This window comes from Helcococcus sp. SA-HE-C1 (genome assembly GCF_985670335.1).
In genome coordinates, this window is the sequence record NZ_OZ484652.1 from 374,802 (window position 1) to 397,161 (window position 22,360).

Annotated in this window: 35 protein-coding genes, 2 pseudogenes and 1 other annotated feature; all 37 genes and pseudogenes read left to right on the forward strand. The window is 31.1% G+C overall.

Features of this window, described 5'->3' with window-relative positions; genetic code table 11:
• Nucleotides 1-3: 3 nt before the first annotated feature.
• The 37 genes and pseudogenes from AC4KN9_RS01990 (at nucleotide 4) to AC4KN9_RS02170 (ending at nucleotide 22,359) form a co-directional block, all read left to right on the forward strand.
• Nucleotides 4-351, forward strand: a complete 348-nt coding sequence (locus tag AC4KN9_RS01990) for a type II toxin-antitoxin system PemK/MazF family toxin (RefSeq protein WP_491016996.1) — start codon at nucleotides 4-6, stop codon at nucleotides 349-351.
• Between the two features lie 11 nt (nucleotides 352-362).
• A complete protein-coding gene (locus AC4KN9_RS01995; protein WP_491016997.1) occupies nucleotides 363-1,184 on the forward strand; it encodes a metallophosphoesterase in 822 nt (273 codons plus the stop codon).
• A 61-nt stretch (nucleotides 1,185-1,245) separates the two neighbouring features.
• Nucleotides 1,246-1,764: an adenine phosphoribosyltransferase gene (locus tag AC4KN9_RS02000; RefSeq protein ID WP_491016998.1), complete on the forward strand. Its 519-nt coding sequence runs from the start codon at nucleotides 1,246-1,248 to the stop codon at nucleotides 1,762-1,764.
• 57 nt (nucleotides 1,765-1,821) lie between these two features.
• A complete protein-coding gene (locus tag AC4KN9_RS02005) occupies nucleotides 1,822-3,060 on the forward strand; it encodes a shikimate kinase (protein ID WP_491016999.1) in 1,239 nt (412 codons plus the stop codon).
• A gap of 305 nt (nucleotides 3,061-3,365) precedes the next feature.
• On the forward strand, nucleotides 3,366-4,877 hold the full coding sequence (locus AC4KN9_RS02010; protein WP_491017000.1) for a hypothetical protein: 1,512 nt from the start codon (nucleotides 3,366-3,368) through the stop codon (nucleotides 4,875-4,877).
• Between the two features lie 28 nt (nucleotides 4,878-4,905).
• Entirely contained in the window at nucleotides 4,906-6,288 is a 1,383-nt protein-coding gene (locus tag AC4KN9_RS02015; protein ID WP_491017001.1) for an LPXTG cell wall anchor domain-containing protein, read from the forward strand.
• Nucleotides 6,289-6,683: 395 nt separating this feature from the next.
• Complete coding sequence (thiD, locus tag AC4KN9_RS02020; RefSeq protein ID WP_491017002.1) at nucleotides 6,684-7,475, forward strand: bifunctional hydroxymethylpyrimidine kinase/phosphomethylpyrimidine kinase; 792 nt, start codon at nucleotides 6,684-6,686, stop codon at nucleotides 7,473-7,475.
• A gap of 219 nt (nucleotides 7,476-7,694) precedes the next feature.
• Nucleotides 7,695-7,844, forward strand: coding sequence for a 50S ribosomal protein L33 (rpmG, locus tag AC4KN9_RS02025; protein ID WP_491017003.1), 150 nt, complete (start codon nucleotides 7,695-7,697; stop codon nucleotides 7,842-7,844).
• A gap of 9 nt (nucleotides 7,845-7,853) precedes the next feature.
• On the forward strand, nucleotides 7,854-8,039 hold the full coding sequence (gene secE, locus AC4KN9_RS02030; protein WP_491017004.1) for a preprotein translocase subunit SecE: 186 nt from the start codon (nucleotides 7,854-7,856) through the stop codon (nucleotides 8,037-8,039).
• Between the two features lie 12 nt (nucleotides 8,040-8,051).
• Entirely contained in the window at nucleotides 8,052-8,600 is a 549-nt protein-coding gene (gene nusG, locus AC4KN9_RS02035; protein ID WP_491017005.1) for a transcription termination/antitermination protein NusG, read from the forward strand.
• A 60-nt stretch (nucleotides 8,601-8,660) separates the two neighbouring features.
• Entirely contained in the window at nucleotides 8,661-9,086 is a 426-nt protein-coding gene (rplK, locus tag AC4KN9_RS02040; RefSeq protein WP_491017006.1) for a 50S ribosomal protein L11, read from the forward strand.
• A 38-nt stretch (nucleotides 9,087-9,124) separates the two neighbouring features.
• Nucleotides 9,125-9,823, forward strand: coding sequence for a 50S ribosomal protein L1 (rplA, locus tag AC4KN9_RS02045; RefSeq protein ID WP_491017007.1), 699 nt, complete (start codon nucleotides 9,125-9,127; stop codon nucleotides 9,821-9,823).
• 34 nt (nucleotides 9,824-9,857) lie between these two features.
• Nucleotides 9,858-9,980 (forward strand) — a sequence feature (ribosomal protein L10 leader region).
• Nucleotides 9,981-10,018: 38 nt separating this feature from the next.
• Nucleotides 10,019-10,552 (forward strand): 50S ribosomal protein L10, encoded by a 534-nt coding sequence (gene rplJ, locus AC4KN9_RS02050; protein WP_491017008.1) that lies wholly within the window; start codon nucleotides 10,019-10,021, stop codon nucleotides 10,550-10,552.
• Nucleotides 10,553-10,569: 17 nt separating this feature from the next.
• Nucleotides 10,570-10,950: a 50S ribosomal protein L7/L12 gene (gene rplL / locus AC4KN9_RS02055; RefSeq protein ID WP_491017009.1), complete on the forward strand. Its 381-nt coding sequence runs from the start codon at nucleotides 10,570-10,572 to the stop codon at nucleotides 10,948-10,950.
• A gap of 394 nt (nucleotides 10,951-11,344) precedes the next feature.
• Nucleotides 11,345-11,656, forward strand: a complete 312-nt coding sequence (rpsJ, locus tag AC4KN9_RS02060) for a 30S ribosomal protein S10 (RefSeq protein ID WP_491017010.1) — start codon at nucleotides 11,345-11,347, stop codon at nucleotides 11,654-11,656.
• Between the two features lie 50 nt (nucleotides 11,657-11,706).
• Nucleotides 11,707-12,339 carry a 50S ribosomal protein L3 gene (rplC, locus tag AC4KN9_RS02065; protein WP_491017011.1) on the forward strand — a complete coding sequence of 211 codons (633 nt, stop codon included), beginning with the start codon at nucleotides 11,707-11,709 and terminating at the stop codon, nucleotides 12,337-12,339.
• A gap of 14 nt (nucleotides 12,340-12,353) precedes the next feature.
• A pseudogene (gene rplD / locus AC4KN9_RS02070) lies at nucleotides 12,354-12,976 on the forward strand (50S ribosomal protein L4).
• A complete protein-coding gene (rplW, locus tag AC4KN9_RS02075; RefSeq protein WP_491017012.1) occupies nucleotides 12,976-13,269 on the forward strand; it encodes a 50S ribosomal protein L23 in 294 nt (97 codons plus the stop codon). The pseudogene rplD and the gene rplW overlap by 1 nt, the downstream one beginning before the upstream one ends.
• A gap of 16 nt (nucleotides 13,270-13,285) precedes the next feature.
• A complete protein-coding gene (gene rplB, locus AC4KN9_RS02080; protein ID WP_491017013.1) occupies nucleotides 13,286-14,119 on the forward strand; it encodes a 50S ribosomal protein L2 in 834 nt (277 codons plus the stop codon).
• A 16-nt stretch (nucleotides 14,120-14,135) separates the two neighbouring features.
• Nucleotides 14,136-14,423, forward strand: a complete 288-nt coding sequence (gene rpsS, locus AC4KN9_RS02085; RefSeq protein WP_491017014.1) for a 30S ribosomal protein S19 — start codon at nucleotides 14,136-14,138, stop codon at nucleotides 14,421-14,423.
• Nucleotides 14,424-14,432: 9 nt separating this feature from the next.
• Nucleotides 14,433-14,768, forward strand: a complete 336-nt coding sequence (gene rplV / locus AC4KN9_RS02090; protein WP_491017015.1) for a 50S ribosomal protein L22 — start codon at nucleotides 14,433-14,435, stop codon at nucleotides 14,766-14,768.
• A 12-nt stretch (nucleotides 14,769-14,780) separates the two neighbouring features.
• Nucleotides 14,781-15,497 (forward strand): 30S ribosomal protein S3, encoded by a 717-nt coding sequence (gene rpsC / locus AC4KN9_RS02095; protein WP_491017016.1) that lies wholly within the window; start codon nucleotides 14,781-14,783, stop codon nucleotides 15,495-15,497.
• A 41-nt stretch (nucleotides 15,498-15,538) separates the two neighbouring features.
• The gene (gene rplP, locus AC4KN9_RS02100) at nucleotides 15,539-15,973 is read left to right on the forward strand and encodes a 50S ribosomal protein L16 (RefSeq protein ID WP_491017017.1); all 435 of its coding nucleotides are present in this window, start codon (nucleotides 15,539-15,541) and stop codon (nucleotides 15,971-15,973) included.
• Nucleotides 15,973-16,170: pseudogene (gene rpmC / locus AC4KN9_RS02105) on the forward strand (50S ribosomal protein L29); the annotation flags it as partial. The gene rplP and the pseudogene rpmC, both read left to right, overlap by 1 nt.
• A gap of 13 nt (nucleotides 16,171-16,183) precedes the next feature.
• Nucleotides 16,184-16,438, forward strand: coding sequence for a 30S ribosomal protein S17 (rpsQ, locus tag AC4KN9_RS02110; protein WP_491017018.1), 255 nt, complete (start codon nucleotides 16,184-16,186; stop codon nucleotides 16,436-16,438).
• 28 nt (nucleotides 16,439-16,466) lie between these two features.
• Complete coding sequence (gene rplN, locus AC4KN9_RS02115) at nucleotides 16,467-16,835, forward strand: 50S ribosomal protein L14 (RefSeq protein ID WP_491017019.1); 369 nt, start codon at nucleotides 16,467-16,469, stop codon at nucleotides 16,833-16,835.
• A gap of 10 nt (nucleotides 16,836-16,845) precedes the next feature.
• Nucleotides 16,846-17,157 (forward strand): 50S ribosomal protein L24, encoded by a 312-nt coding sequence (gene rplX / locus AC4KN9_RS02120; RefSeq protein ID WP_491017020.1) that lies wholly within the window; start codon nucleotides 16,846-16,848, stop codon nucleotides 17,155-17,157.
• Nucleotides 17,158-17,169: 12 nt separating this feature from the next.
• A complete protein-coding gene (gene rplE / locus AC4KN9_RS02125) occupies nucleotides 17,170-17,712 on the forward strand; it encodes a 50S ribosomal protein L5 (protein ID WP_491017021.1) in 543 nt (180 codons plus the stop codon).
• Between the two features lie 13 nt (nucleotides 17,713-17,725).
• Nucleotides 17,726-17,911 (forward strand): type Z 30S ribosomal protein S14, encoded by a 186-nt coding sequence (locus AC4KN9_RS02130; protein ID WP_491017022.1) that lies wholly within the window; start codon nucleotides 17,726-17,728, stop codon nucleotides 17,909-17,911.
• Nucleotides 17,912-17,926: 15 nt separating this feature from the next.
• A complete protein-coding gene (rpsH, locus tag AC4KN9_RS02135) occupies nucleotides 17,927-18,319 on the forward strand; it encodes a 30S ribosomal protein S8 (RefSeq protein ID WP_491017023.1) in 393 nt (130 codons plus the stop codon).
• A gap of 21 nt (nucleotides 18,320-18,340) precedes the next feature.
• Nucleotides 18,341-18,877, forward strand: a complete 537-nt coding sequence (gene rplF / locus AC4KN9_RS02140) for a 50S ribosomal protein L6 (RefSeq protein ID WP_491017024.1) — start codon at nucleotides 18,341-18,343, stop codon at nucleotides 18,875-18,877.
• A gap of 13 nt (nucleotides 18,878-18,890) precedes the next feature.
• Nucleotides 18,891-19,253 (forward strand): 50S ribosomal protein L18, encoded by a 363-nt coding sequence (gene rplR / locus AC4KN9_RS02145; protein ID WP_491017025.1) that lies wholly within the window; start codon nucleotides 18,891-18,893, stop codon nucleotides 19,251-19,253.
• 12 nt (nucleotides 19,254-19,265) lie between these two features.
• On the forward strand, nucleotides 19,266-19,766 hold the full coding sequence (gene rpsE, locus AC4KN9_RS02150; protein ID WP_491017026.1) for a 30S ribosomal protein S5: 501 nt from the start codon (nucleotides 19,266-19,268) through the stop codon (nucleotides 19,764-19,766).
• A 9-nt stretch (nucleotides 19,767-19,775) separates the two neighbouring features.
• The gene (gene rpmD, locus AC4KN9_RS02155; protein ID WP_491017027.1) at nucleotides 19,776-19,958 is read left to right on the forward strand and encodes a 50S ribosomal protein L30; all 183 of its coding nucleotides are present in this window, start codon (nucleotides 19,776-19,778) and stop codon (nucleotides 19,956-19,958) included.
• Between the two features lie 10 nt (nucleotides 19,959-19,968).
• On the forward strand, nucleotides 19,969-20,418 hold the full coding sequence (rplO, locus tag AC4KN9_RS02160; RefSeq protein ID WP_491017028.1) for a 50S ribosomal protein L15: 450 nt from the start codon (nucleotides 19,969-19,971) through the stop codon (nucleotides 20,416-20,418).
• Complete coding sequence (secY, locus tag AC4KN9_RS02165) at nucleotides 20,419-21,705, forward strand: preprotein translocase subunit SecY (protein WP_491017029.1); 1,287 nt, start codon at nucleotides 20,419-20,421, stop codon at nucleotides 21,703-21,705.
• Between the two features lie 12 nt (nucleotides 21,706-21,717).
• Complete coding sequence (locus AC4KN9_RS02170) at nucleotides 21,718-22,359, forward strand: adenylate kinase (RefSeq protein WP_491017030.1); 642 nt, start codon at nucleotides 21,718-21,720, stop codon at nucleotides 22,357-22,359.
• Nucleotide 22,360 lies beyond the last annotated feature (1 nt).

Here is a 22,360-nt window from a genome sequence, read left to right on the forward strand (position 1 = left end):
AGTTTGAATGTAAAAAGAGGAGATGTATTTTACGCAGATTTAAGTCCGGTTGTTGGTTCTGAACAAGGTGGAGTAAGACCAGTTGTAATTATACAAAATAATGTAGGAAACAAATATAGTCCTACCGTTATAGCTGCAGCTATAACATCTCAAACTAATAAAGCAGATTTACCTACACACGCTAAAATTACAAGTGAAATTAAGTTACCTAAAAATTCTGTAGTTCTTTTAGAACAAATCAGAACTATTGATAAAAAAAGACTTAGAGATAAAGTAGGAAGGCTGAATGAAAAAAATATGAAAAAAGTGAATGAAGCGTTAGTGTTATCTATAGGGATTGAAATAGATTGAGGTATTATTAAATGGTATACTTATTTATCTTAGTAATTTTAATATTATTTTTTTGTTATGAAATATGGGAGAATAAAAATCCGTATTTAGAAAAAATGATATTAAAAGATAGCGTTTCGAGAGAGTTAAGAATATTACATATTTCTGACTTGCACAATTATAATTTTGGCACAAATCAGAAAAAATTAAAAAAATTGATAGTAAATAATTATGATTTTATCTTTATTACAGGAGATTTTATAGATAGAAGATATCCAAATATAGAATCAGCTATGGAACTTATTTACTTTTTAGTCGAAAAATATCCTAACAAAGTATATTTTTCAACAGGAAATCATGAAAAAGGCTCTGAACAATATAATATTTTAAGAGATAAATTGATATCGGCTGGTACTAAAATATTAGAAAATGACAATGTAGAGATAGAAAACTTAAATTTGATAGGATTGGAAGATCCCAGTGAATATGAAAATATAAATACTAAAATAAAAAAAGATTATAATTCTATTATTGATAAAGAATTATCCAAGTTGATTAATAAAAACAAATATAATATTCTATTGTCGCATAGACCTGAATATTTTGAAATATATGCTAAACATGAAGTTAATTTGGTCTTTTCTGGTCATTCACATGGTGGGCAAGTAAAAATCTTTAATAGAGGATTATATGCATCTGGACAAGGTGTTTTGGCTCGTTTTACTGGAGGTGTTTTTAAGGATAAAAACACTACAATGATAAACTCTAGGGGATTGGGAAATAATTTTCCATTGGCATTTAGAATTTTTAATCGTCCACATATAATAGAATTAAAATTGATTAGTAACTTGTAGAATGAGAAAATATATTATAAAATATTTAATGGAAAGAAAATAGGTTAAAGGAGATAATAAGATGGACTTAAGATTGAGAATAAGAGTGATTGAAGGATTTCCAAAAGAAGGAATAAGCTTTAAGGATATTACAACATTAATAAATAGTGGAGAGGGTATTAGGTTAATGGTTGATGAAATGGAAAAATCTATTTCGCACTTAGAGTTTGATTATATAGCAGGGCTTGAAGCGAGAGGGTTTATAGTTGCTATGCCACTAGCATATAAGTTGAATAAAGGCTTTATTCCAATTAGAAAACCAGGTAAATTGCCAGGTGAAATTGTATCTGAAGATTATGATTTGGAGTATGGATCAAATACAATTGAAATGAATGCAGACGCTTTGAAAAAAGGAGATAAAGTTTTATTAGTAGATGACCTATTAGCGACAGGAGGGACTGCAAAAGCAGCCATTAAGCTTATTGAAGATTTAGGAGCTGAAGTTGTAGCAGTTTCGTTTTTAATAGAATTAGAAGATTTAAAAGGAAAAGAATTATTTAGTGAATATGAAACAATTTCACTAGTTAAATACGATCATTAAACAAATTTATCTCTAGTGTAGTGCTCACTATATTAGGGATATTTTTTTAGGGGATTTATGTATAGAAAAATAAAAAAACCAAAAAAAATTAAATATTCACAGATTGGTAATCTAGGAGACGATGATTTTATTTCCTTTATTTATAAGAAATTCATGAATGAATATTATCTTATTTTTGATTTGGAAAGGGAAGAATTACAGAGAGTTTTAGAATACAAAAATTTCAGTGGAATGAATGTGGGGTATCCATATACACAGTCTATACTAAAAGATTTAACTAATATGACAGATCAAGCTAGAAAAATAGGGGAGATAAATTTAGTTCAAGAGTACAAACAAAAGCTTTATGGATTTAATACTGAATATTTTGGAATTATAAAAGCGCTTGAAAAACATAATGTCAATTTAGAAGATAAAAAAGTAATAATATTGACCGATGATAAACCTACAAATACATTAGAGTATGTATTAAAATCCTTAAAAAGTACAAATTTCGAAATAAAAAATATCACGGAAAATATTAAAACTGATGCTGAGATTATTATAAATATTGCAAACTTTGATAACATAAATAATTTTAATATTTCAGGCTTCAACAATGTTAAAGAAGTTATAGACTTAAATTCTAATCCATTATTTTCGAAATTATTCATACTATTTAAGGGAAAAAGAGTAAATTATCACAATGGATTATACAAGTTGTTGTATCAAGAAAAAAAGAGCATAGAAATATTGACTAAGCAAAGATATAGTGACGAAGCTTTTGAAAATATACTTGAAGAATTTTTGAAATCAAAATTAAATATAGTTTTAGTCGGAATGCCGGGAGCTGGAAAAACAACTATAGGCAAAAAATTGTCAAAGATCCTAAAAAAAGAACATGTAGACCTAGATAGAGAATTCTATTATGAATATGGAATTACACCATCACAATATTTAAGATATGAATCTGAGGATAAATTTAGAGAGAAAGAATCCTTGGTAGTTGAAAAACTTGGGAGATTGACAAATAAAATTATATCTACCAGTGGTGGAGTTGTAAAATTATTTGAAAACTATCACCATCTAAAGAAAAATTCGATAATCTTTAGAGTTGATAGAGATTTAGATAAATTATCAACTAGAAATCGACCTCTTTCAAGAGGAGGTATAGATACATTAATCAAAATGAAGGCTGAAAGAGAAGAGAATTATCAATACTTTACAGATTTCATGGTAAAAAATAGAGGGAACTTTGATAAAACGGCAATAATAATTGCAGATAAATTTAATAGTATAGTTAAAAAAATATGGTGAAAAGAAATTGTTTATGTAGTCGAATATTGATAATTATTATAAAAGAATTAATGAAAATTCACATTTAAAATATAATTTTAATTAATTTTAATAAATATAAATATATAAAATTATTAAGAATATTTAACAACAATAAGAAAATTTCAAGAACAGCGAGAATATGTGTAAAATTCAAGAATAGCGAGAATATGTGTGAAATTCAACAACAGTGAGAATGTGTGTAAAATTCAACAACAAAAATAATAGTTGTTATATAGTTATAAATATGCTATTCTAAATTTAAAATAATCTTAAAAGGAGAAATAATGAACTCGAATACAAAAAGCTATTACAAAAAACTAATGATATTTTGTATAACATTTACTATGTTATTTAATTTTAATATTTTTGGTAACAGTACGACTAAAGCACAAGAAAATCTTTTTCAAATAACTGCTAGCACTACAGAGCAGGAAATATTGAATGCAATTAATGATACTAATAATAATGGTATGGTATTTACAGAAGATGCTAATTTTGAACTTACTAAAACTTTAGAAATCAAAAGAGATTTCAAGATAAAGGTTAATGACGGTGTCAATGTAACTTTTAGCACACAAAATAATAAATTGGTTGCCTTTAAGTCTTTTTATCATAATCTTAAATTTGAAATTTTAGGTAAAATTGAATTTTCAAACTTTAATAGAGCTATTTACACAAGAACTAATGCAAATAAAAATGTTGAATTTATCGGTTCTGGAATTGATGAAAAAGATCATCTGGTATTTAATGTAAATCAATCTGCTATATACAATGAATCTTTAGCGGGAAATTTATCATTTACTAATATTAGCATTAGAGGTGAAAATAAAGTTAGTTCTAAAGAAGCTATTATTTTCTCTGGAGATTCAGAAAGCACGCTCAATGTTTCAAATTCTAATTTCCATCTTACTCAAAATGGGAACAATGATGTACAAGGTACTCTTATATTCTCTGGTAGAAAAGCGGATTTCAATGGTTCAAAATTAATAGGATACTCTAGAGGGCATTACAATTTAAATTTCCATGATGGAAGGTCAAATAAAAACAATGATGAACCACAAGTGGTGAATTTCAATAATACAGTAGTAGAAGCTTATACAAAAGCAGATGCAAATCCTGTTTCTACTAGATTTGGGTTTTCGTTTCCAAGAACTAGTGTAGGATTGCAAACTTCAAATACAGATTATAATTTTAATAATTCATCATACAAATTCACGGATTTAAGAGATAATCCTTCTATTGCACAAAAAGGTATTGGGTATGAAATGGATAACTCAAGTCTAGTGTTAAATGCTTCAACTTTCATACCATTTAGAGTGGGATTTGACACTAAAGGACCAAGAGCTACAGATAGTAACAATATTTCATTATTCGATAACTCGGTATTGAAAGTAGATAAATTTGATAGTAATAATAGATTTGCTGATGTTAATGTACATGGTGGATCAGTGAATATTCCTGTTCATGCAAATAATCAAGCTTCATTGCCAAACAACAAGAAGGTAAAAAACTCATCAGGTGATTTATTAACACTATTTAAGTTAACAAAACCAGTTGAAACAATTAATATGCATGGTGAGTTAAAAGGTGACTATGAATATAGTGTAAGCAAAGCAAATCCAGATGGTTCAAAATATGTATGGGCACCTACAATAAACTTTAATTACTATCCAAGACTTAACAAAGATAATAGAATTAATCAAGAACCAATTAAAGTTATTAGTGGTGAAACATATAATTTTGATGATACACATTTTGACCTTGTAAAGATAACAAAAGATTCTAGTAAAAAATAATTATAATACTGAAGATACTTCAAATTTTGTGTGGGTTTACGCAGATGAAAATGGTAAGTATGAAATTAATGGTGTTAAGTATTCTATGTTAGATGCTAGTTCTAAGGAAAGTGTAAAATTCAAAAATGATACAGATTTTCATATTGTAGCACCAGCTAGACCAAAAATAGTTGTTAAAAATCATGAAATATATAAAACTGAAGCTAATGAAGGACCTGTAAATTACGATTTAAAAGATTTACTTGTTACTGAAGCGTTTGACGAGTTAAATAAATTCTCAGATGATGGAAATGGAAATCAAACATTAAATAATTTAAAAGATCAAGTGGAAGTACTTGATGATAGTGGTTTTGATGAGTATAAAGCTGGAATATATCCAATAATATTTAAGGTGAAACTTGTTGACGCTTTAGGAAGGGAATATACAGCTCTGAAAGCAGCTACTATAATTGTAAAAACTTTATCAAATGTAAAAGCAAAAGCAAAAGAAATTGTGGAAAACAATGTAGAAGCAAAAAATATAACATCTGCAGAAGGAGATGCTTATAATAAGAGAATTGATGATGCTAAATCAGTTGATAAAATTAATGAAATCTTAAAAGAAATTCATGAAAAATATGTAGCAGATCAATTAGCAGAAAAAACATTATCAGCTGCAAAAACAAAAGCTAAAGAAATTGTGAAAAATAATGTAGAAGCAAAAAATATAACATCTGCAGAAGGAGATGCTTATAATAAGAGAATTGATGATGCTAAATCAGTTGATAAAATTAATGAAATCTTAAAAGAAATTCATGAAAAATATGTAGCAGATCAATTAGCAGAAAAAACATTATCAGCTGCAAAAACAAAAGCTAAAGAAATTGTGAAAAATAATGTAGAAGCAAAAAATATAACATCTGCAGAAGGAGATGCTTATAATAAGAGAATTGATGATGCTAAATCAGTTGATGAAATTAATGAAATCTTAAAAGAAATTCATGAAAAATATGTAGCAAATCAATTAGCAGAAAAAACATTATCAGACGCAAAAACAAAAGCTAAAGAAATTGTAGAAAATAATGTAGAAGCAAAAAATATAACATCTGCAGAAGGAGATGCTTATAATAAGAGAATTGATGATGCTAAATCAGTTGATGAAATTAATAAAATCTTAAAAGAAATTTATGATATCTATAAAGCGAATATTGCTAAAGAAGATAAGCAAACTATTCCTTGGACAAAACTTCAGCCATCAATTCCTAACAAAAAGGATAATGATGCTAAGAAGCCATCTCCAGAGAAACAAAAACCATCACAAGGGAAATCTAAAAATCCTAAAACAGGTGATGCAGGTATTGTAATGTCAATAGCAACAATAGTATTAGCTGGTGGAGCAGCATTTGTATTAGGTAAAAAAAAGACAAAATAAAAGATATAATAAAATAATAAATAATCTTAGGAAATAGAAAATGTTGCTAAGATAATATATAAATTATGTCTAGGTTCAAAGTATAGAATCTAGGCATACTTTTTTTTGATTTTTGGAAAATATGGGTTCAATAATATCGATTGGGGATATTTTCTTTGAAACGTATTGTTGAATCTATATTATATAATTTGAAATTAAGGCATTTTCGTTACCTTAAAAATAAATAGTTAAATTAAATACTATTTATAAAATAAGATTGGAATAGATTAGATAGAAAAAATTACTATTTTGCAAGAAGAATATGTGGTGGTATATTTACATGAGAAAAAATTTGATGATAAAGTATATTTCTTTTTGCTATAATAAGAATAATATAATTTGAAAAAGAAGGATGTATGAAAACAGTATTAACAATAGCAGGAAGCAATCCATTTGGTGGGGCGGGATTACAAGCAGATTTAAAAACATTTACGGCACATGATGTTTATGGGATGACGGCTATAACATTATTAAGTGCTCAAAATTCTATTGGATTTTATGAGGTAAAAGCTACTTGTCAAGATTTATTAGAAAAGCAAATAGATTCAATTTTTGAAGATGTTATACCGGATGCGACAAAAACAGGCATGCTTTTATCTTCTGAAATTATAAAATTAGTAGCAAAAAAACTAAAAGAATATAACCCAAAAAATCTTTTAGTTGATCCTGTTATGGTAGCTCATAGAACTATAAAACTTATAGATGATGATGCTCAGGAAACAATGATCAATGAATTGATACCTTTAGCTGACATTATTACACCTAATCTAGGTGAGGCTGAAATAATTTCGGGTATGAAAATAAAAAATAAAGAAGATATGATAAAAGCTACCAAAAAAATATTTGATAGATTTGGTTGTGTTGTATTTACTAAAGGCGGTATATCAAAAGATGATGCAGATGATTTATTACATACCGAAGATGGTTATAAGTGGATAAAGGGCGATTTGATAGATACAAAAAATACAAGAGGTACTGGATGTTCACTTTCGGCAGCGATTATTTCGAATCTTGCAAAAGGTAAGTCTATCGAAGAATCAGTAACTCAAGCTAAAAGATATGTTGCAAAAGGACTAGAATCGAATATTCAAATTGGAAAAGGTCGTGGTCCAATAAAACATTCTTTTAATATAAATGGTGAATACTAAAATAAAAATTAAAACATAAAAAATAATTAAAATTAAATTTGAATTTGAATATATAAAGTGATATAATAAAACAAGGACGACCTGCTATAAAGTAGGCGTTTTTTTAGTAAAGAACTACACTCAAAGTCATTAGGAAGTATTGACTTTAAACGGTAAATAATATACACTATACCGATGTATCAGAGTTACCGTCTGATAATCTAACGTAGGAGGTAAAATATGAGAGATAAGGTAAAACTTGCATGTTCAGAATGTAAGCAAAGAAACTACGATACTAAGAAAAATAAGAGAAACACAACTGAAAGAATCGAATTAAAGAAGTATTGTAAATTCTGTAACAAACATACAATCCATAAAGAAACTAAATAGGAGTCAAGAATGAGTTCAGAAAATAAAAAAGGATTCTTTAGAGGAATCGCAAAAGAGTTTAAGAAAATTACTTGGCCGACTGGTAGTGAATTAATAAATACATCATTAGTAGTTATTGTTGCGATTATTATAATATCAACACTAACATTTGTGCTAGATTCTTTATTACGTTTTTTACTATCATTTGCAGTTTAATTGGGAGATATGATGGAAAACAAAAGTATAGAACAAGCGAATTGGTATGTTGTTCATACTTATTCCGGACATGAAAATAAAGTTAAAAGTAAAATAGAAAATATGATGGAAAATGGGAAGGCGCAAAATATATTTGACGTGAAAGTTCCCATGGAAAAATATGAAGTCGAAAAAAATGGGAAAAAAGAGACTAAGGAAAGAAAAATCTTCCCAGGCTACGTTTTACTAAAAATGATTATTGACACCAGAAACTGGTATTTAATAAGAAATACTAGAGGTGTAACTGGATTTATAGGACCAGATGGTGACCCAGTAGCTTTAACACCAAAGGAAATTAGAGAATTTGGTATAGAGGGTGATGAATCAATAGAGGTTAAACCAAAAATTGAAAATATCAACCTGAAAATCGGTGATGAGTTCGAAATCGTATCGGGTCCATTTAATGGATTTAATGGTATTGTTCAGGAAATTAACACGGACAAACAATTCGTTAGAACTACTATTGACATCTTAGGTAGAGATACAGTAGCAGAAATCGCATTTGAAAGTATTAAACAATAGTTATTTTGAGTGGGAGGAAGTAAAGCCGAATAGACCACATTAGTTATTTAGGAGGATACAATGGCTAAAAAAGTACAACAATTAGTAAAACTACAAATACCTGCAGCAAAGGCAACACCAGCTCCACCAGTTGGTACAGCATTGGGACCAACAGGTATCAATATTATGGAGTTTACAAAAGCATTTAACGCAAAAACCCAAGAACAAGCTGGATTGATTATCCCAGTTGTTATTACAATTTATGCAGATAGATCATTTACATTTATAACAAAAACACCACCTGCACCAGTTTTAATCAAAAAAGCATTAAAATTAGATTCAGCTTCAGGTGAACCAAACAAGAAAAAAGTTGGTCAATTAACAAAAGCTCAAGTTAGAGAAATTGCAGAAACAAAGATGCCAGACTTAAACGCAGCATCTATTGAGGCGGCTGAAAGAATGATTGCTGGTACAGCAAGATCAATGGGAATCACAGTAGAAGATTAGTGGAAGGAATTATCCGTTAATACCACAAGGAGGAATAAATGCCAAGAGTAGGAAAAAGATTTAAGGAAGTTAGAGCATTAGTAGATAAAGAGAATTTATACGAAGTTGCGGAAGCTTGTGAATTAGTAAAAAAAGTAGCGACAGCTAAATTTGATGAAACTATTGAATTACACATTAAATTAGGTGTAGACTCAAGACATGCAGATCAACAAGTTAGAAATACAGTAGTTTTACCAAATGGTACAGGTAAAGAAGTTAAAGTTGCAGTGTTTGCAAAAGGTGAAAAAGTTAATGAAGCTTTAGATGCTGGTGCAGATTTTGCGGGAGAAGAATTGATACAAAAAGTTCAAACAGAAAACTGGTTAGATTTTGATGTTGCCGTTGCAACGCCTGATATGATGGGTGCTGTTGGACGTGTTGCAAGAATTTTAGGACCAAGAGGTTTAATGCCGAATCCTAAAACTGGTACAGTAACAATGGACGTAGCAAAAGCTGTTAAAGAAGCAAAAGCCGGTAAAGTAGAATATAGAACTGATAAACAAAATATTTTACACGTAGCTGTAGGAAAAGCAAGTTTTGATGCTAATGAACTAAACGAAAATATAGTAACTTTATTAAGATTTGTTATTAAAGATAAACCAGCATCTGCTAAAGGTAAATATTTAAAATCAGTTACATTGACATCAACAATGGGACCAGGAATTAAATTAAATCCAGCAAAATTAATGGAAATTTAATTTGACAATATAATTTTGCTATGTTATAGTATACAAGTAAATTAATAGGCTACCAAAGACTATAGGAGGGCAACCTTAATATACCTATATAGGAGCGATGAATTAGATTTTAACTCTCCTTGCGTCTTTATGATCAAGGAGATTTTATTATGTAAAGTTATTGTTCAAGTAGCCACAGAAAATTTGGAGGTGAAAGTGAGTAAATCAGCATTGACACTAAAACAACAAGTGGTAGATGAGATTAAAGAAGCTATTCAAAACTCTAAATCTGTTTCAATCGTAGAATATCGTGGTTTAAACGTAACAGAAGTATCTGATTTAAGAAGTAAATATAGAGCTGAAGGTGTAAGTTATAAAGTGTATAAAAACACTATGGTAAATATTGCACTTAAAGACCTAGGATACGAAGGTTATGAAGAATACCTATCAGGACCAAATGGTTTTGTATTTAGTAATGACGATATGGTTGCGGGACCAAGAGTTACTGTAGAGTTTGCAAAAGAAAATGAAAAACTTATTGTAAAAGCGGGAATTATTGACGGTCAAGTTGTTGACGCAGATGGTGTGAAGGCATTAGCTAAACTACCAACAAGAGATGTATTGATAGCTCAAGTATTAGGTGGATTGAATTCACCTATAGCAGGATTTGCGAATGTGTTACAAGGTTCAATCAGAAAAGTTGTATATGCATTAAACGCAGTAAAAGAAAAAAAAGAGCAAGAAGCTTAATTATTTAGGAGGACAAAATGTCAAAAGTAGAACAATTAATTGAAGATGTAAAAGCATTAACAGTATTAGAATTATCAGAATTAGTTAAAGCATTAGAAGAAGAATTTGGTGTATCAGCAGCAGCTCCAGCAGCAGTAGCAGTAGCTGGACCAGCAGCAGGTGGAGAAGCAGCAGCTTCAGAAGAGCAAACTGAATTTGACGTAGTATTAGAATCAGCAGGTTCTGGTAAAATCAAAGTAATAAAAGTAGTTAGAGAATTAACAGGTTTAGGATTAAAAGAAGCTAAAGAATTAGTAGACGGTGCTCCTAAAGTAGTTAAAGAAAAAGTTTCTAAAGATGAAGCTGAAGATGCAAAAGCTAAATTAGAAGAAGCTGGAGCAACAGTAGAAGTTAAATAGTTTAATTTACAAATAATATTAAGCGTAAACATTAAGTGATTAGTGTTTACGTTTTTTTGTTAGTCGAGTCATTTCATTCATAACTTAGCTAAAGTGTAGAAGCCAACAATTACAGCTAAATATAAAAAAAACGTAACAAAATATATACTTTAAGAAAAAAAATAAAGAAAATACTGCAATATACTTGAAATATTTATTTCGATTTAGTATTATTATCGAGTACTTAAAATAGCAATGAAGTGAGAGGTTGCTTGAACCGCTACTTCTTAAGCGATTCAAGGGAATTCACACAGAGTTAGTTCAGGAAAAATTTTGGGCGAGATAGCATCGCTTTTTTTATGAAAGGGATTTGTACACCCGGGAGAGAGTATGGCTATCAAATATAGGAGGAAACATGGCAACAAAACAAAAAATCAGAATAAGATTAAGAGCTTATGATCATGAAGTAATCGATACTTCATCAGCTAAAATCGTAGATGCATGTAAGAGAAGTGGAGCAGAAGTTTCAGGACCGATCCCACTACCTACAGAAATTGAAAAAGTAACAATCATTAGAGCTGTTCACAAATATAAAGATTCAAGAGAACAATTTGAACAAAGAACACACAAAAGGTTGATAGATATTGTAAATCCAAATGCTAAAACTTTGGATGCTCTTAAAAAATTAAATCTGCCAGCTGGTGTAGATATAGAAATCAAGCTGTAAGACTTAGTATGATTACAAGTAGTTGTAATCCACTGTAAGAAGGGGGAATAATGAAAGGTATTTTAGGAAGAAAACTGGGTATGACTCAGTTATTTGATGAAACTGGTAAAGTAATACCAGTGACAGTAGTTGAAGCGGGTCCAATGGTTGTAACACAAATCAAAACTTTAGAAAATGATGGTTATAACGCAATCCAAGTTGGTTTTAAGGAAAGAAAAGAAAAACATTCAAACCAACCAATGAGAGGACACTTTGAAAAGGCTAATGTTGAGTTGAAGAGATATTTAAGAGAATTCTTAGTAGAAAACACAGATGATTTCGAATTAGGACAAGAATTCAAAGCAGATTTATTTGAAGTGAATGACGTGGTTGATGTTATGGGTACTTCAAAAGGTAAAGGAACACAAGGTTCAATAAAAAGACATAATTACAGTAGAGGACCTGAATCACATGGTTCAAAATCACACAGAGTGGCAGGGGCTAGATCAGCAGGTTCTGACCCAGCAAGAGTATTCAAAGGTAGAAAAGGCTCAGGTAAAATGGGGCATGATAGAGTAACAGTACAAAATCTAGAAATCGTTAAAGTAGATGTTGAAAGAAATCTTCTACTTATTAAAGGTGCTATCCCAGGACCTAAGGGTGGACTAGTTACTGTAAAAGAAGCGAAAAAAGCTTCTAAATAGGAAGGAGATAGTAAATGCCTAATGTTAATGTATTAGATATTAAAGGTAACAGCGTTGGTAGCATTGACTTACCAGAATCATTATTTGGTGTTGAAGTTAACGAACATGTTGTTTATGAAGTAGTTAAAAATCAATTAGCAAACAAAAGACAAGGTACACAATCAGCTAAAACAAGAGCAGAAGTTAGAGGTGGTGGTAGAAAACCTTGGAGACAAAAAGGTACAGGTAGAGCAAGACAAGGATCTATAAATCTCCACAATGGAGAGGTGGTGGTACAGTTTTTGCACCAAAACCAAGAGATTACTCATACTCAGTACCAAAGAAAGTTAGAAGATTAGCATTAAAATCACTTCTAACATCTAAAGTATTAGAAGAAGAAATTATCGTATTAAACGAATTAAAATTAGAAGAAATTAGCACAAAAACAGCTAAAAAAGTTTTAGAAGCAATCAAAGCAGATAAGACAGCATATGTTGTTGTAGATGAAGCGAATGAAAATGTTTATAGATTATTTAGAAATATTCCAGGAGTGGAAGTTGTTGTTGTAAACAATATGAATGTATATGATTTGATTAAACACAATTCATTAATCATCACAGAAGCTGCGATAAATAAAGCAGAGGAGGTATTTGCGTAATGAAATCACCTTATGACATAATATTATCTCCAGTAGTTACTGAAAGATCTATGGATTTAATGGAATCAAGAAAATATGTATTTAAAGTAGATAAAAGATCAAATAAATCACAAATTAAAGAAGCAATTGAAAAGATTTTTGATGGTGTTAAGGTTAAAAAAGTAAACACAATAAATGTTCTTGGAAAAACAGTAAGAACAGGAAGAACATTAGGTAAAAAATCTGACTGGAAAAAAGCAATAGTTACATTAAAAGAAGATTCTAAAACAATTGAATTCTTTGATAGTATCTAATAGTTAGGAGGATAAAATGGCTATAAAAAAATATAAACCAACTTCTGCTGGGCTTCGTTCAATGTCAGTGTTATCTTATGCTGAAATAACAAAAAAAGCTCCAGAAAAATCATTGACAGCTCCACTTAAAAAATCTGGTGGTAGAAATAACCAAGGTAGAACAACTCTAAGATTTAGAGGTGGTGGAAATAAAAGAAAATATAGAATTATAGACTTCAAGAGAAATAAAGAGGGGATACCTGGTAAAGTAGCAGCGATTGAATATGATCCAAATAGAACAGCAAATATTGCTCTAATCCACTATGTAGATGGTGAGAAGAGATATATTTTAGCTCCATTAGGATTAAAAATTGGTGATACAGTACAAGCTGGACCTGAAGCGGATATAGTGGTAGGGAATGCACTACAATTAAAAGATATTCCTGTTGGTACAACAATCCACAATATTGAAATGAAGCCAGGAAAAGGAGCTCAACTAGTTAGAACAGCTGGTGCACAAGCTCAATTAGCTGGTAAAGAAGGAAAATTTGGTATCGTTAGATTACCTTCTGGTGAAATTAGAAGAATAGATATTAGATGTAAGGCAACAATTGGTCGTGTAGGAAATATTGAACATGAACTTGTAACAGTTGGTAAAGCTGGTAAAACAAGACATATGGGTAGAAAACCACACGTTAGAGGTTCTGCTATGAACCCAGTTGATCACCCACACGGTGGTGGTGAAGGTAGAGCACCAGTTGGTAGACCGCAACCTATGACACCTTGGGGTAAAAAATCTCGTGGTGTTAAGACTAGAAATACTAAGAAAAAATCAAATAAATATATTATAAGAAGAAGAAAAGCTAAATAGATCTAGGAGGTAGAAAATGGGTAAATCTCTAAAAAAGGGACCATTTTGTGATGACCACTTAATGAAAAAAGTGGATGCACTTAACGAAAAAGACGATAAAAAAGTTATAAAAACTTGGTCAAGAAGATCAACAATTTTCCCAGAATTTGTAGGGCATACAATTGCTGTACATGATGGTAGAAAACATGTTCCAGTATACGTTACAGAAGATATGGTAGGACACAAATTAGGTGAATTCGTACCAACAAGAACATACAGAGGACACGATAAAAACGACAAAACAAGCAAAGTTAAGAGAAAATAGGAGGATAGAATGGAAGCAAGAGCAGAAGCAAAATACGTGCGTATTTCTCCGTTAAAAGTACATTTTATCTGTAGAGAAATAGTTGGTAAGAGTGTTGATGAAGCATTAAATATCTTGAGATTCACACCTAAAAAAGGTGCTAAATTATTAGAAGATGTATTAAAATCAGCTATCGCAAACGCTGAAAATAATCACAATCTAGACAGAAGCTTATTGGTTGTAGAAAAAGCTTGGGCAAATGATGGTCCAACCATGAAGAGAATTAGACCTAAAGCAAAAGGTTCAGCTTATCCAATACTTAAAAGAACATCACATATTGGTGTTGTTGTAAGAGAACAAGAATAGGAGGAATAGTTTATGGGTCAAAAAGTTAATCCACATGGGATGAGAGTTGGGATTATCAAAGATTGGAATTCCAAATGGTTTGCAGATAAAAAAGATTTTGGAAAATTATTAGCTGAAGATAATAGAATTAGAAAGTTTATCAAAAAATCACAATATCAAGCTGGTATTTCTAAAATTGATATAGAAAGAACATTAAATAGAGTTAAAGTTACAGTTTACACAGCTAAGCCTGGTATGATTATAGGTAAAGGTGGAGCTGGTGTTGAAGAATTAAAAAATTCAGTTGAAAAAATAACAAGTAAACAAGTAATTATAAATGTAGAAGAAATTAAAGATATAGCATATAATGCTCAATTAACTGCAGAAAAAATCGCTGAAGATTTAGAAAAAAGAATTACATTTAGAAGAGCTATGAAACAAGCAATCCAAAGAACGATGAAATCAGGTGCAAAAGGTATCAAAACAATGGTTTCAGGAAGACTTGGTGGTGCTGATATGGCTAAATCAGAAGGTTATTCAGAAGGTAATATACCTCTACAAACTTTAAGAGCAGACATTGATTATGGTTTTGCAGAAGCAAATACAACATACGGTAAAATAGGTGTTAAAGTTTGGATATATAAAGGTGAAATTCTACCAGGACAAAAAGCAGTTGACCAACCAGCTCCATCTAAAAAAAGAAGTCCAAAGGGTAGAAAAAATAATAGAAGAGATAACAACAATAGATAATTTTTACTCCAATTATAAAATTGGTAGAAGGAGGATACACTATGCTAATGCCTAAAAGAGTTAAGCGTCGTAGAGTTCATAGAGGAAGAATGAGAGGTAACGCGCAAAGAGGTAACCAACTTGCATACGGTGAGTATGGATTACAAGCATTAGAGCCACACTGGATAACTTCAAATCAAATTGAAGCAGCCAGAAGAGCTATGACAAGATATATTAAAAGAGGTGGTAATATCTGGATTAAGATTTTCCCAGATAAACCAGTTACAAAGAAACCTGCAGAAGTTAGAATGGGTTCCGGTAAAGGTGCTCCAGAATATTGGGTAGCAGTAGTTAAACCAGGTAGAATTATGTTTGAAATGGGTGGTGTTTCTGAGGATGTAGCAAGAGAAGCTATGAGACTAGCAAGTGCTAAGTTACCGATAAAAACAAAATTTGTTACTCGTACAAGTTCTACAGAAAGTGAGGGCAACAATTAATGAAAGCTAAAGAAATTAGACAATTATCAGATCAAGAATTAGATAATAAATTAGCTAGCCTAAAAGAAGAATTATTCAACTTAAGATTCCAGGCAGCAACTGGACAAATTGAAAATCTAAATTCAATCGGTAAAATCAAGCAAGACATTGCTAGAGTTAAAACAATAATTACAGAAAGAAAATTAAACTTAAATAGGGGGGGCTTAATATATGGAAAGAAAACAAAGAAAAACCTTTATCGGTTTGGTTGTTTCTGATAAGATGGATAAAACAATTTCAGTTGAAGTTTCAAAATCAGTAAAGCACCCAATTTATAAAAAATATATAGTAAGAAGTAAAAAGGTTAAAGCGCATGATGAAAACAATGTTGCTAAAAAAGGTGACAGAGTATTACTGATGGAAACAAGACCTTTATCAAAAACAAAAAGATTTAGACTTGTTGAAGTATTAGAAGAAGCTAAATAACTTTTATTTCTGGAATAAGGAGGATCAAATGATTCAAGCAGAAACACGTATGAGAGTTGCAGACAACTCAGGTGCAAAAGAACTACTAGTTATAAAAGTTTTAGGCGGATCAAAAAGAAAATACGCAAACATTGGTGACATAGTAGTGTGTTCAGTTAAAAGTGCTACTCCTGGTGGAGTTGTTAAAAAAGGTTCTGTTGTAAAGGCTGTTATAGTTAGAACAAAATCTGGTATCGATAGAGCAGATGGATCATACATTAAATTTGATGATAATGCAGCAGTTATTGTAAAAGAAGATAAAAACCCAGCTGGTACACGTATTTTTGGACCTGTAACAAGAGAACTTAGAGCAAATGGATTTATGAAAATTATTTCACTAGCTCCAGAAGTTTTATAAGGAGGTAAAAATGCACATTAAGACTGGTGATAAAGTTCAAGTAATTAAAGGAAAAGATAGAGGGAAAACTGGTAAAGTTTTAGAAGTATTCCCAAAGAAAAATAGAGTAATAGTTGAAGGTGTAAATGTTCAAATTAAGCATAAAAAAGCAACATCACCACAACAACAAGGAGGTATATTAGAAACAGAAGGAACAATCCACGCTTCTAATGTATTGTTATATGATGAAAAGCTAGGTAGAGGTGTTAGAACAAGAACTGAATTAATTGATGGTAAAAAAGTTCGTGTTTCAACAAAATCTGGCAATAAACTAGATAAGTAGAAGGGAGACACAATGGCTTCTAGATTAAAAGAAAAATATAGAAACGAAGTTTTACCTGCTTTAATCAAAGATTTCGGATACGAAAATGTTATGCAGGCACCAAAACTAGAAAAAATCGTTGTTAACGTCGGTTTAGGTGAAGCAAAAGACAATGTTAAATTATTAGAATCAGCTGTAGAAGAATTAAGAACAATTACAGGACAACAGCCTGTAATAACTAAGGCTAAAAAATCTATTTCTAATTTTAAGTTAAGAGAAGGACAACCAATTGGTTGTAAAGTAACTTTAAGAGGAGAAAAGATGGAAGAGTTTTTTGACAAATTGGTTAATGTAGCATTGCCAAGAGTTAGAGACTTCAGAGGTGTTTCATCGACCGCTTTTGATGGTAGAGGAAACTATGCTTTAGGAATTAAAGAACAATTAATTTTCCCAGAAATCGTATTTGATCAAATCGAACAAATAAGAGGTATGGATATAATTGTAGTAACAACTGCTGAAACTGATGAAGAAGGTAGAGCATTACTAAGCAAACTAGGGATGCCTTTTAAGAAGTAAGTAAGGAGAAAATATGGCTAAAAAGTCAATGATCGCAAAACAAAAGAAAAAACAAAAATTTTCTACTAGAGAGTATACTAGATGTAGTCTATGCGGTAGACCTCATTCAGTATTAAAAAAATACGGAATTTGTCGTATATGTTTCAGAGAACTTGCATACAAAGGTGAAATTCCTGGTGTGAAAAAATCAAGTTGGTAAAAGGGGGTATGTAAAATGATGACTGATCCAATAGCAGATATGCTATCAAGAATTAGAAATGGAAATTTAGCAAAACACAAATCAGTAGAAATCCCTGCTTCTAACATAAAGAAAGACCTTGCACAATTATTACTAGATGAAGGATATATTAAAGGATTTTATGTTACTGAAGATGAAAAACAAGGAATTATTACTATAGATCTTAAGTACGTTGATGAACAAAGAGTTATATCAGGATTAAAGAGAATATCAAAACCAGGACGTAGAGTTTACGTTTCTTCACAAGATGTTCCTCAAGTATTAAATGGTTTGGGTACAGCAATCATTTCTACATCAAAAGGTATTATGAGTGATAAAAACGCAAGAAAAGAAGCAGTAGGTGGCGAAGTTATTTGCTACGTTTGGTAATATTTCAACAAGGAGGAAGATATGTCAAGAATTGGACTAAAACCAATCGAAATCCCTGCTGGTGTTGAAATTAAATTTACGGATGGTTTAGTAGAAGTAAAAGGACCAAAAGGAAATTTAAGTCAAGAGATTAGCAAAGATTTCGTATTAAGAATAGAAGAAAAAGAAGCAGTTTTAGATAGACCTTCAGATACAAAAAAACATAAATCATTACATGGATTATATAGAACATTAATTCAAAATATGGTTATTGGCGTAACAGAAGGATATAAAAAACAATTAGAAATAGTTGGTACAGGGTATAGAGCTCAAAAACAAGGCGATAAATTAAACTTAAGTTTAGGTTTTTCACATCCTGTAATTCTAAGTGATCCAGAAGGAATAACAACTGAAGTTCCTAATGAGAGAGTAATTGTTGTAAGTGGTATCGACAAACAAAAAGTTGGTAACTATACAGCTAAGATAAGAGCATATAGACCACCAGAACCATATAAGGGTAAAGGTATAAAATATGAAGGCGAACACATTAGAAGAAAAGTTGGTAAGACTGGTAAATAGGAGGGAGTGAATTATGTCAAAATTCAATAAAAATTTAGGTAGAAAAGCTAGACATTTAAGAGTTAGAAAAAAACTAAGTGGGACTCCTGAAAGACCAAGATTAAATATATATAAAAGTAATGCAAATATTTACGCACAAATTATTGATGATATCAATGGTGTAACACTAGCTAGTGCCTCAACATTAGATAAAGATTTATCAGGTGAAAATTTAGGTTCTAATATTGAATCAGCTAAAAAAGTTGGTGAATTGGTTGCTAAAAGAGCGTTAGATAAAGATATCAAAAAAGTAGTATTTGATAGATTTGGTTATATTTATCACGGCAAAGTAAAAGAACTAGCAGAATCAGCAAGAGAAGCTGGTTTAGAATTTTAGTCGGGAGGAAAAATGGCAAGAGATAGAAGAAACAATTCAGAATTTGAAGAAAAAGTTGTTGCTATCAATAGAGTTACAAAAGTAGCTAAAGGTGGTAGAACAATGAGATTTTCAGCACTAGTTGTTGTTGGAAATAGAAAAGGCACAGTTGGTGTAGGTATTGGTAAAGCTAACGAAGTTCCAGAAGCAATCAGAAAAGGTGTTGAAGACGCTAAGAAAAATGCAGTTGAAGTAAATATTGTAAATGGTACAATACCACATGAAATTTACGGTGAAAAGGGTGCAGGATTAGTATTATTAAAACCAGCTGTAGAAGGGGTTGGAGTTATCGCAGGTGGCCCAGTTCGTGCAGTGTGCGAATTAGCAGGTATTTCAAATATTCGTGCTAAATCACTAGGTTCTTCAAATGCTAAGAGTGTTGTTAATGCAACATTGGCTGGACTAAGAGGCGTAAAGACAGTTGAAGAAGTAGCTAGACTTCGTGGTAAAAGTGTTGAAGAAATACTAAACTAGGAGGATATGATGGCTAAAATTGAAATTAAACTTGTAAAAAGTACAATTGGTAGATTAGATAGACATATTAAAACTGTTGAAGCTTTAGGTCTTAGAAAAGTTGGACAAACTGTAGTTAAAGAAGCTACTCCAGCAATCTTAGGAATGACAAGATCAATAGATTATATGCTAGAAGTTAAAGAAGTTGAATAGGAGGTGTACGATGAAATTACATGATTTAAGACCGGCACCAGGTGGAGAAGTAAAAAGAAAGAAAAGAATTGGTCGTGGACATGGTTCTGGATGGGGAAAGACATCTGGTCGTGGACAAAAAGGTCAAAAGGCAAGATCTGGTGGTGGAGTAAGACCAGGATTTGAAGGTGGTCAAATGCCTCTATTCCAAAGATTGCCAAAAAGAGGTTTTACAAATAAATTTGCGAAAGTATTTGCAATTGTGAACTTGGATCAACTTAATAGATTTGAAGACGGAACAGAAGTAACACCAGAATTATTATTTGAATCTGGGATTGTGAAAAAGGGAAAAGCTAAAGACGGTATTAAGATTCTAGGATCAGGTGAACTAGAAAAGAAACTTGTAGTAAAATCCCATAAATTCTCAAAATCTGCAGAAGAGAAAATAACTTCTCTAGGGGGAAGGGCAGAGGTGATCTAGATGTTAAAAACATTTGCTAATGCCTGGAAAGTTAAAGAATTAAGAAAAAAATTAATATTTACATTTTGGATGTTGGTAGTATTTAGAATAGGTAACGCATTACCACTTCCATTTGTTAAACCAGAAGTTGTTAAAGCAATCTTTAGTGGAGCTGCTGGCTCAATACTAGGATTACTTAACTCAATAACAGGTGGTGGATTGGCCAGCCTATCAGTATTTGCTTTGGGGGTAGGTCCATACATCACATCATCAATCGTAGTGCAACTATTAACATTTGCCATCCCTTCTTTGGAAGAACTTTCTAAACAAGGTGATCAAGGTAGAAAAAAAATACAAAAGATTACAAAATATCTAGCATTAGTACTAGCTATTTTACAAGCTTATGGTGTAGTAGTAGGTATTTTTGGTACGGCTATAGCACAAGGTGAAGGATTCTTCCCTAAATTTGTTGTTATAATGATTTTAGTGGCGGGTTCACAATTTGTAGTATGGTTAGGTGAAATGATAACAGAAAAAGGTATTGGTAACGGTGTTTCAATGATAATCTTCTTAGGTATCATTTCTAGATTACCTGAAGCAGTAATTGAGGCAGTTAAAGGTGCCTTTACTAGTGCAAAGGGATACGAATGGTGGAAATCACTTTTATTATTAGTAATAATTATAGCATCAGTAGTATTTGTTGTATTACTAACACAAGGTGAGAGAAGAGTTCCAGTTCAGTATGCAAAAAGAGTTGTAGGAAGAAAGATGTATGGTGGGTCATCAACACATATTCCAATTAAGGTAAATATGAGTGGTGTTATGCCAGTAATTTTTGCTTCATCATTACTAGCGCTTCCTCAGACAATCGCACTAATAGCAGGTGGAGGAGTTAGAGATTTTGTACAAAAATACTTTACCCCTTCAACAACATTAGGTGTAATAGTATTTGTATTAGTGCAATCAATATTAGTTATCTTATTTGCTTACTTTTATAACTCAATACAATTTAATCCTTATGAATATTCTAAAAATTTACAACAAAATGGTGGGTTTATTCCGGGTATCAGACCAGGTAAACCAACTACAGATTTCTTAGGTGGAATTGTAAGCAGAATAACTTTAATTGGTGCCTTAGGATTAGGTATAATCGCAGCATTGCCAAGATTCTTTAGTCATTTCCTAAATGTTCAGTTATTACTTGGTGGTACATCAATAATAATTGCAGTTGGTGTTGTTGTAGAAACAACTAAACAATTAGAAGCAATGATGCAAATGAGACATTATAAAGGATTCTTAAATAAATAAGGGGATTGAAAAATGATATTAATATTATTAGGACCACCGGGAGCAGGTAAAGGCTCACAAGCTAAGAGAATCATTCAAGATTTTGGTGTTGCCTACATTTCAACTGGAGATATTTTTAGAAAAAATATTAAGGAAGAAACAGAGTTAGGATTAAAAGTTAAAGAGATAATATCTAATGGTGAATTAGTATCAGACGAGTTAACAAATAACTTAGTAATAGATAAAATATCTAGCGAAGAATTTAAAAATGGATTTATGCTAGATGGTTGGCCAAGAAATATTAATCAAGCCGAAGCTTTAGATAAGTGGTTAAAAGATACTAATAATGATTTAACAGAAGTTATTTACATTGACGCAGATACAGAAGTTTTAATTAAAAGAATATCTGGTAGAAGGGTATGTAAAAACTGTGGATCAACTTATCATGTGACAAATTTCCCACCAAAAAAAGAAGGAATTTGTGATGTTTGCGGATCTGAATTAATTCAAAGATCAGATGATAATGAAGAAACTGCAAGACAAAGAATTGAAGTTTACGAACAACAAACATCTCCATTGATAGATTATTATACTGAAAAAGAAAAATTACACAGATATGATGGTAATCTTGAAATTGACGATGTTTATAAAGAAATAAAAAAATCTCTGAAGTAGT